The 7,443-nt window shown below is 39.6% G+C and carries 8 protein-coding genes; 2 read left to right on the top strand and 6 right to left on the bottom strand.

The window, feature by feature from the left end:
• Positions 1-852 carry a CPBP family intramembrane glutamic endopeptidase gene (locus tag Q0625_RS02295; RefSeq protein ID WP_298823280.1) on the top strand — a complete coding sequence of 284 codons (852 nt, stop codon included), beginning with the start codon at positions 1-3 and terminating at the stop codon, positions 850-852.
• Positions 853-943: 91 nt separating this feature from the next.
• Here Q0625_RS02295 and Q0625_RS02290 read toward each other — a convergent pair whose 3' ends face one another.
• The 3 genes from Q0625_RS02290 to Q0625_RS02280 form a co-directional block, all read right to left on the bottom strand.
• Complete coding sequence (locus Q0625_RS02290; protein WP_298823279.1) at positions 944-2,002, bottom strand: RNA ligase family protein; 1,059 nt, start codon at positions 2,000-2,002, stop codon at positions 944-946.
• Positions 2,003-2,105: 103 nt separating this feature from the next.
• A complete protein-coding gene (locus Q0625_RS02285) occupies positions 2,106-2,477 on the bottom strand; it encodes an ATP-binding protein (RefSeq protein WP_298823281.1) in 372 nt (123 codons plus the stop codon).
• A gap of 44 nt (positions 2,478-2,521) precedes the next feature.
• Entirely contained in the window at positions 2,522-3,421 is a 900-nt protein-coding gene (locus Q0625_RS02280) for an RNA-binding domain-containing protein (RefSeq protein WP_298823278.1), read from the bottom strand.
• 156 nt (positions 3,422-3,577) lie between these two features.
• On the opposite strand from Q0625_RS02280, the gene Q0625_RS02275 reads away from it, so the two are divergent.
• The gene (locus tag Q0625_RS02275) at positions 3,578-4,834 is read left to right on the top strand and encodes a hypothetical protein (protein WP_298823277.1); all 1,257 of its coding nucleotides are present in this window, start codon (positions 3,578-3,580) and stop codon (positions 4,832-4,834) included.
• Here the strand turns inward: Q0625_RS02275 and Q0625_RS02270 are convergent.
• From Q0625_RS02270 to Q0625_RS02260, 3 genes are all read right to left on the bottom strand, one after another.
• Positions 4,831-5,295 carry a DinB family protein gene (locus Q0625_RS02270; RefSeq protein ID WP_298823276.1) on the bottom strand — a complete coding sequence of 155 codons (465 nt, stop codon included), beginning with the start codon at positions 5,293-5,295 and terminating at the stop codon, positions 4,831-4,833. The two genes, Q0625_RS02275 and Q0625_RS02270, sit on opposite strands and share 4 nt — an antisense overlap.
• Before the next feature lie 42 nt (positions 5,296-5,337).
• Positions 5,338-6,906 carry a hypothetical protein gene (locus tag Q0625_RS02265; protein ID WP_298823275.1) on the bottom strand — a complete coding sequence of 523 codons (1,569 nt, stop codon included), beginning with the start codon at positions 6,904-6,906 and terminating at the stop codon, positions 5,338-5,340.
• 15 nt (positions 6,907-6,921) lie between these two features.
• Positions 6,922-7,443: hypothetical protein (locus Q0625_RS02260; protein WP_298823274.1), on the bottom strand; the 522-nt coding region annotated here is incomplete at its 5' end.

Here is a 7,443-nt window from a genome sequence, read left to right as displayed (position 1 = left end):
ATGAAGCATCAAGCACGAACCATTAGAAATTTATGTATTTTTATTCTCGTAGCCCTCAGCTGTGGTTGGGTAGGCGTATGGGTAGATGCTCTTACGGGGGAAACGACAGGTGATTTCAGCGATACCAGCAATGGTACAAGTGGAATGGGTATTTTTATAGTGGCTCCCCTGCTTACTTGGCTCGTATTACGTACCTTCATGGGCGATGGTTGGCGCGATGCGGGTTTGCGTCCGCTTATCAAGAAAAACTTACGTTGGTATGGAGTGGCTACGCTTATTTATCCTGCGGTGATTGCCGTTACCCTGCTTATAGGGGAGCTTTTGGGCTGGCTGGATATACAAATCCGGTGGACGGACTACCTCGGTGGGTTTGGCATCTTTGTAGTAGCGGAATTTGTAAAGAATTTCTTTGAAGAATCAGCGTGGCGGGGATATCTCACCGCTCGTTTGCTCAGTTTGAAGATTAAGGATGTATGGCTCTACCTTATTGTGGGGATAGTGTGGTGCTCGTGGCATTGGCCTTACTTCTTTTATTTTCTAAAACCAGAACAGCTATTTGCTGTATTCCCTTACGACAAAGTAACTTTTTGCATCATGGCATTGGTGTGTTGCATCTCATGGACAGTAATGTACACCGAACTTTTCCGTCTTACGAAATCGATCTGGCCTGGAGTGTGGATGCACGCTATTGAGGATACCACTATCAATAATCTGATATATGATAAGCATATTCTTATCGAAACTGGCAAACATATACTCATTTCTCCTGTTTCGGGGATGATCCCTTGTCTGTTGTACCTTGGCGTAGGTCTATGGCTGAGGAAAATCAGAATAACCCGAGAGGCACAATAATAGTAGAAACTCCCCATGGTAACCGCCTGTGCGGCTCGCACCACGGGGAGTTTTTCTAATTAGCTGATTTGCCAATAGGCTTACCTACTCTTTATTTCTTACTATCGTAGTAGTTATTCATTATTTTTGCAGAAAACTTGCTATCAGGAGTCCTAACCACAATCCCCTCTATCACATGCTGGGCAAAATAAGCCTCACAAGTGGCGAGCAGTTCTCCTCTGTTGCTAAATTCTTTTTCAAAGATAATAGGAACCGTCTCAATACCAAGCGCTTGTGCTTTGGCTACAAACTCGGCATGAGGGAGCTTGTAGGTGATTCCTCCCCTGAGACGATCAATGCCGAAGAAACGAATATTAGCAGCTTCTTTTAGCGCAGGATTGAGTTTGTTACCCGAACTGCCTACTCCTTGTCCGTTAAGCTCTCCACGCAATACAATTTCTGTTTCTTGAGCAGCCCTTAAGATATCTTGGTACTGACTGCCATATTTGATATAGGTTTCGGTACTCTCTACTTCTGTATCGCCTTTCTTTACAAAGCGCTCCATCACATTCTTGCGTGTGGCGATATACTCAGTAGATATACTAATGGAAGTACCATCTATCTTCTGGGTACCAATCAGGTAGATAGGAAACTTTACCTCACTCCACACATTGTTGATATTCTCTTCATCTGTCTGATACCAGCCTGAGGGGAAAGGACTTAGCTGGGTGTCACCCATGAGCTTGATAGGAGCTTCATACTTGGTAATTCCTAAACTCTCGGCATTGATAGGTTGTTCCCCTATATGAGAAGTTACTACGGAAAGAGGTAAAAGAATCCCATTGGAATAGACCTTGTCGCCATTAGGCTCTTTAGAGAGTGGAAACTTAATGGCTCGGATACGGCGAGGTTGGTCTTCTATCTTACCCAGATAAGACTTCTTAGGATCACCTGCTGGGGCAATAAAATCCTGAAAGAGAGGTGTATCGGGCAGGCAATAATCAGGTTGTATATAGATAGCGGTGTCGCCTATTGCATAGAGGTCTTTTTGAGCAACCAACTCAAATCCTGTTTCTTCTAAGGTGATAAGCTCTACACGCTCGGCTAATTCCTCTTTTTTATAGAGAGGAAATTTAGCTTTGATAGTTACTTTTTGTACGGGTGTTGCCATGGTAATTTGATAATGTGATAATTAGTTTTACGTATTACATATATAAGTTTGATTACATTTTTGCAGGCTTTTTGCAGGCAATTTTTACTTTTTGCACTCTTTGCTAACTATTTATTAACATATAAAACTTATTTACACTTGCTCCTAACATCTTAAAAATCTTATATTCTTCTACCAACTCTTTCAACTCATAAGCCGCTGTTCTTGTAGATATTTTATTAAGTTCTTGATATTCTTTATTTGTAATCTTTTCATTTTCTTTTACATAGAAGACGGCCTTGATCTGTCTCTCATTAAGACCTTTTTCCTTTAATCCCTCTGTATTAAAAAGGTCTCTAAACTCTATCCAAAAGTCAGAACCGTCTATATTATACAAGGGTTTAGGTAGACCTTGTGCCTGACAGAGTTCAGCCATAATACTAATACCTCGTCCCCATGATTCTACATAACCACCTCTAAAGAAGGCGTTTGCTATATCAGGATTATAAGGGCGTGAGGAGTGGGAACTTAGTAGTTTTTCTATTGTTCAGGCAGGGATCCTTGATTCCATATCATCAGCCTATCCTTATACACCCTTATCTGTATAGGAGTTAAGCCCGAATAATCTTTGTGAGCCACTGCATTAAGTAGAGCTTCACGCACAGCTTCTTTGGGATATTCATAAGTCTCCACCCTATGAATACCTTCGTAGCTGATAAGTGCTTTGATATATTTGGTAAAGAGTAGATCTATTGTTTTTTCGACTTGTTCTATAAGATTGCCATGCACCTCATCTTGGAACAGAAGTTCTGCCTCTCGCTGAAAATAGCCTATTTTGATATAAGCCCCTGTAACAAATTTTTCAGGATTGGGATGAAAAAGCAATACCGCTGCACGCTTTAGATACACATCTTCTATTAGGTTTAGATTCTCTAATAATTGTTGAGTATTCTCCTGCAGTATAGTATCAGGCAGGCGCTTACTTCTGATACCTCTTTCTCTGAAGAAAGTTAAGGTTTCCTCTTTCAAATCAGTTATTGCCACCTTTGTAATAGGCACACTATCCCAACGTTTTCCTTGCTTTTGCAACAAAAATTTATCCAGAGCCACCCCCTTGAGTTCTTGTTTGGTAGCTCCACTACGATAGTGGTATTGTCCTTTGTAATTTGCAGGATTAGGGTAGGCTTCTACCGCTATTTCTAAGTAATCCCCTTGGGAGGTTTCATGTAAATTCACATCCACCAAGATACCTAATATATCCCTTACTTTATTAGGGATATCCTCTAATAACTTTTTAGCTTGAGGCACTCCTACTATTTGTCCTTGGTCATCTTTGCCAACGAAAATGGTACCTCCATTTGCATTAGCAAAACCACAAATCCATTTGAGGTATTCATCACGCCAAGTACTTTTGTATTCTACATTCTGTGTTTCGGACATGATTGTTCTTTTGATTGTACAAAGGTAACATTTTTATCTAACATGACAATCAGATAAGTGAAAAATGGAAAGTGAGAAGTGGAGAAATTTTGACTTTCTACTTGATTGGTTAATTGCCAAATTATCCTTATCTTTGTCCCACAAACTTAAACTTCTATGAAAAGATTCGTATTTTCTTTTATAACCCTATACGCCTTGGCGGGATATGGACAGAAATTGGTAAGCCAATATGAAATTGAGGAAAAGAAATTCGGCAATGAGAGTATCTTTACCCTCTATGAGGACAAGTCGCCCCTCTCTGGTGCCTACAAGATTGCTCAAGGTAATGGGGAATACTATGAGGCTACCTTTGCCAATGGCAAACTCGATGGTATAGCCAAATACTATGATCGTGAGGGAAGAATCATGGGGGAAAAGAGCTACAAGAATGGAGCACTTACAGGCGTAAGTAAGGAGTACCACCCCAATGGCAAGGTAAAAAAGGAGGCAGAACTAACCAACGGTGCTTTTAGTGGCTTTTACAGAGAGTATGGCCGCTCTGGAGTGCTCTATCGGGAATATTTCTATAAGAATGATGAGTTAGATGGTAAGTTCCGTGAATTCTCCGACGGCAAGGTGGTCAAAGACCGTAACTATAAAGCAGGCAAACCCGATGGGACTTGGAAAGAATATAATGATGGTACTCTTATAGAGGAAGAACATTACAAAATGGGAGTAAAGGACGGAAAGCAGTGGTATTCAAAATTCTATGACCGACGTAGTGGCATCCTAGAATATACCACCGAATACTATAAGAACGGTGAGCCTATAGGCAAGTGGGAGACACGACTTGACGATGGTTCCCTACGAGAGAAACAAGAATTCAAAGCCGATGGCAGTTCCGTTCGTGAGCGCTATTATGAGAATGGTAAGCTCCGCGAATTAGCTACCCTCAAGGGTGGCAAACTCCATGGACCCTACAAACGTTATAACGATTTAGGACAGTTACAAGTGGATAGTGTCTATGAGAATGACTACCCTGCCCATGAGAAGACCTATTATGACAATGGCCAACTCAAGGAGGAGTTTTTTGCCAAGAACAACAAGCGGGAAGGGGCGTATGTCTTCTATGATGAGCGTGGTCGCTTTGTTCGCAAGGGTGCTTACAAAAAGGACTATGAGGACGGTCTTTGGCAATACTTTTCTCTAAAGGGAAATTTGGAAAAGGAAATTAACTACAAAGAGGGTAGCCGAGAGGGGGCATACAAAGAATACCACCTCTCGGGCACCCCTTATATAGAAGGGCAGTACCTGAATAACCAAAAGGAAGGCACTTGGAAGTACTACAACCCAAAAGGAGAAATCACCGAGGAAATCATCTATAAGAATGGTAACCAGATGAAGACTACCCGCTATGAGCTGAAGAAAGATTAGACAAAATAGCGCAAAGCCAAAATCGTTCCTATATGCATACCCTCATGGGTGTTGTTAAAGAGAATCGCTTCCTCTACATTGTGAAGGGGGTAACCAAAGGAGGTCTCATATACAGGGTATTCTTTCGCCTTGAACAAGCCATTTTGGTAGTCCTCGATGATCTGCTCGTGAGTGGAGGTAAGGAGCTGGCGAAGGGTAGCGATTTCCTCTTGGCTTGGGATATGCCCATCGGGGTAGGTACCCTTCCTGTAAGTGTTGATCAGCTCTTCTGAGACATGGGGTTGCACTCCGGCAAGCTTATAGCACAGCAGCTGCTGGGTGACCACGCAGTGGGCTATATTCCATAGGATATTGTTATGAAAGCCCTCTGGTATGAGCGCTAATTGTTCTGGGGTGGCTTCGTCTAAGAAGCGCAACAGACGGGCACGTATGGCCTTGTGTAATTCGAATGTTTTTGTCATGATGATAATATGTTAATATAATAATTTGCTATTGGTTTAGACCTAATCGCCTGGTCGCCTAACTCTGAGTTTCCACATGGCTTCTTCATCAAAGGTTTTAGGGTTGTAGTTTTCCTTAATCATCTCTTGAGACTTTTCATAGTAAGAATACACACTGTTTTTATCTTTGAAATAACTTTTGTAACCATATTTTCTCTGTTGTGAATCATATGTATAAATAGCTCCTACAAAAGTAAGCGTATCAAAATCAGCTATATTATCTATGATGATATTGTCAATAATGAGTTTATCTCTTGTAGCATAACACATTTTTAGGTCTTTGACTTCTGATGTAAGGGGTATTTCTTTAACAATCTCAATGGGGAGCGTATGGTGTGCTTCTAAATAGTTTTTACTAAACAGGCTGGTAAATTTATATATTACCAATTGATTGCCTACTACAGCTATTTCTGTAGTGCTTGAGTCATCTTCTAATGTTTTTTCATAGTGATAATACTTTTGTTTAGAGGTGAAGGCTTCCCAAACGCGTTTTTCTACCTGTAGAGGGTATAATATTCTATGCTGAGAAATATTATACAGACAAATATATTGTTGCTCTCCATCAGTATACAAATCATCGTCCTGATCCAAGTAATGAAAAGCATACTTTACCTTGTGTAATTTATTGAGATTTCGCACAGCACTCATATCAATAGGTTGATCATCATATCGCAATGAAATATAATATCCTTCGCTTGTTTTTACCATTTCAAGAGCTTTTACATAAGTAGCATTCTTAATGGGTAGTACAAATCTATAGTTACCATCCTTATCACAACTCCACAAATTACCATCTTTAAAATCCAACAAATACTGTTCAAAAAGTTCCCCCTCACTTCGGTATCTGATAAAAGTAGCCTCAGTAAATTTTCTGTTACAGCCTCTTGCTCTCAGATCTTTAGTGATTTCCATAAGATCAATCCCATCGTAATCCATTACATAAAAAGTATTATCGTCATATAACAGATTTTTGTCATAACTATTGGTTTTTTGAAATTGTACGGTTTTAGCATTAAGTCCCTCTATCTTTTTTAAAGTATATGTTCGGTTATCATACTCATACACAAAGTTTTTATCTTTTAACAAAGTAGTATGTTCCAATTCAGCGATAACAGTAGGGTGCTGGGGAAAATCAGGCATTGGAGTAAGCTCACCATCTTCCATAGCTACCCTCACCCACTTACCATTTACATAAAAGCAATTATTCCTGAAAGTTTGAGTAACACTATTAGTAGGAAACATTTTGACAGCTCTTACACACTGTTTCATATTTTTTGTATAATCTCTAAAATACTCCACAAAATAGTAATCATTGGCATTAGCAATGATTAATTCATTTTCATCCTCCTCATCTGTCATAACAATATGAGCCTCTTTACTATCAAAAGGCAATAAGTATTTTTCATAAGAAGTAATCGCAATTTTATTGCCATTGCTATAGTATTTTTTTACTAAATACACTTTTTTACCTTCTGTTTTCAAGCTGAAGTCTTCATAGAAAGTTACTATAGGACCTGCATAGCTTTTAGCAAGAGTCCCTAACAAGACTAATAAAAAAAGGATTCTTTTCATTCTTAGACAGATATTTTAATAATAGACAATACTCCTTGTGTTGTGCCGTACGCAATGGGAATTGGTAGTATCCTTTTTGTGAATCCAATTGCCGCGGTCATCATACTCATAAGTGGTGGCAGGTCGAGAGCGCAAGATACGATTTTTGTAAAAACCTGTAAATGTACAGACTCGTGCTGTGTAAGAAATATCATTACTCTCCTCAGTATGTTCTATTTCTTTCTCTATACGTTCCTCTTCGCCTCTTTTGTAGTGATAGGTTTTTGTTATTTTATCCTGCTTGTAAAGAAGAATCGTGAGCGTTACTTTTTCTCCTTGATAGGAGTAAAGATGCTCTTGTGAGAGCTCATTACTCCAAATATACCAAGTGTTCTTTACTACATTTCCTTGATTGTCAAACTCCGTGATGCACGTCCATTGAACATAGTCTTTATAAACTTCACACCCTCCTGAATAGGAAGCGGTAGTGGCTTTTACTTGTTTTACTTTTCCTTTGAGGTCATACTTTTCCCAATCAGTTTGTTGAGCTTGCAAGCT

Source organism: uncultured Capnocytophaga sp. (assembly GCF_938029845.1).
GTDB lineage: Bacteria > Bacteroidota > Bacteroidia > Flavobacteriales > Flavobacteriaceae > Capnocytophaga.
The sequence above is the reverse complement of the archived record's forward strand: the minus strand, read 5'-3'. Positions and strand labels throughout refer to the sequence as shown.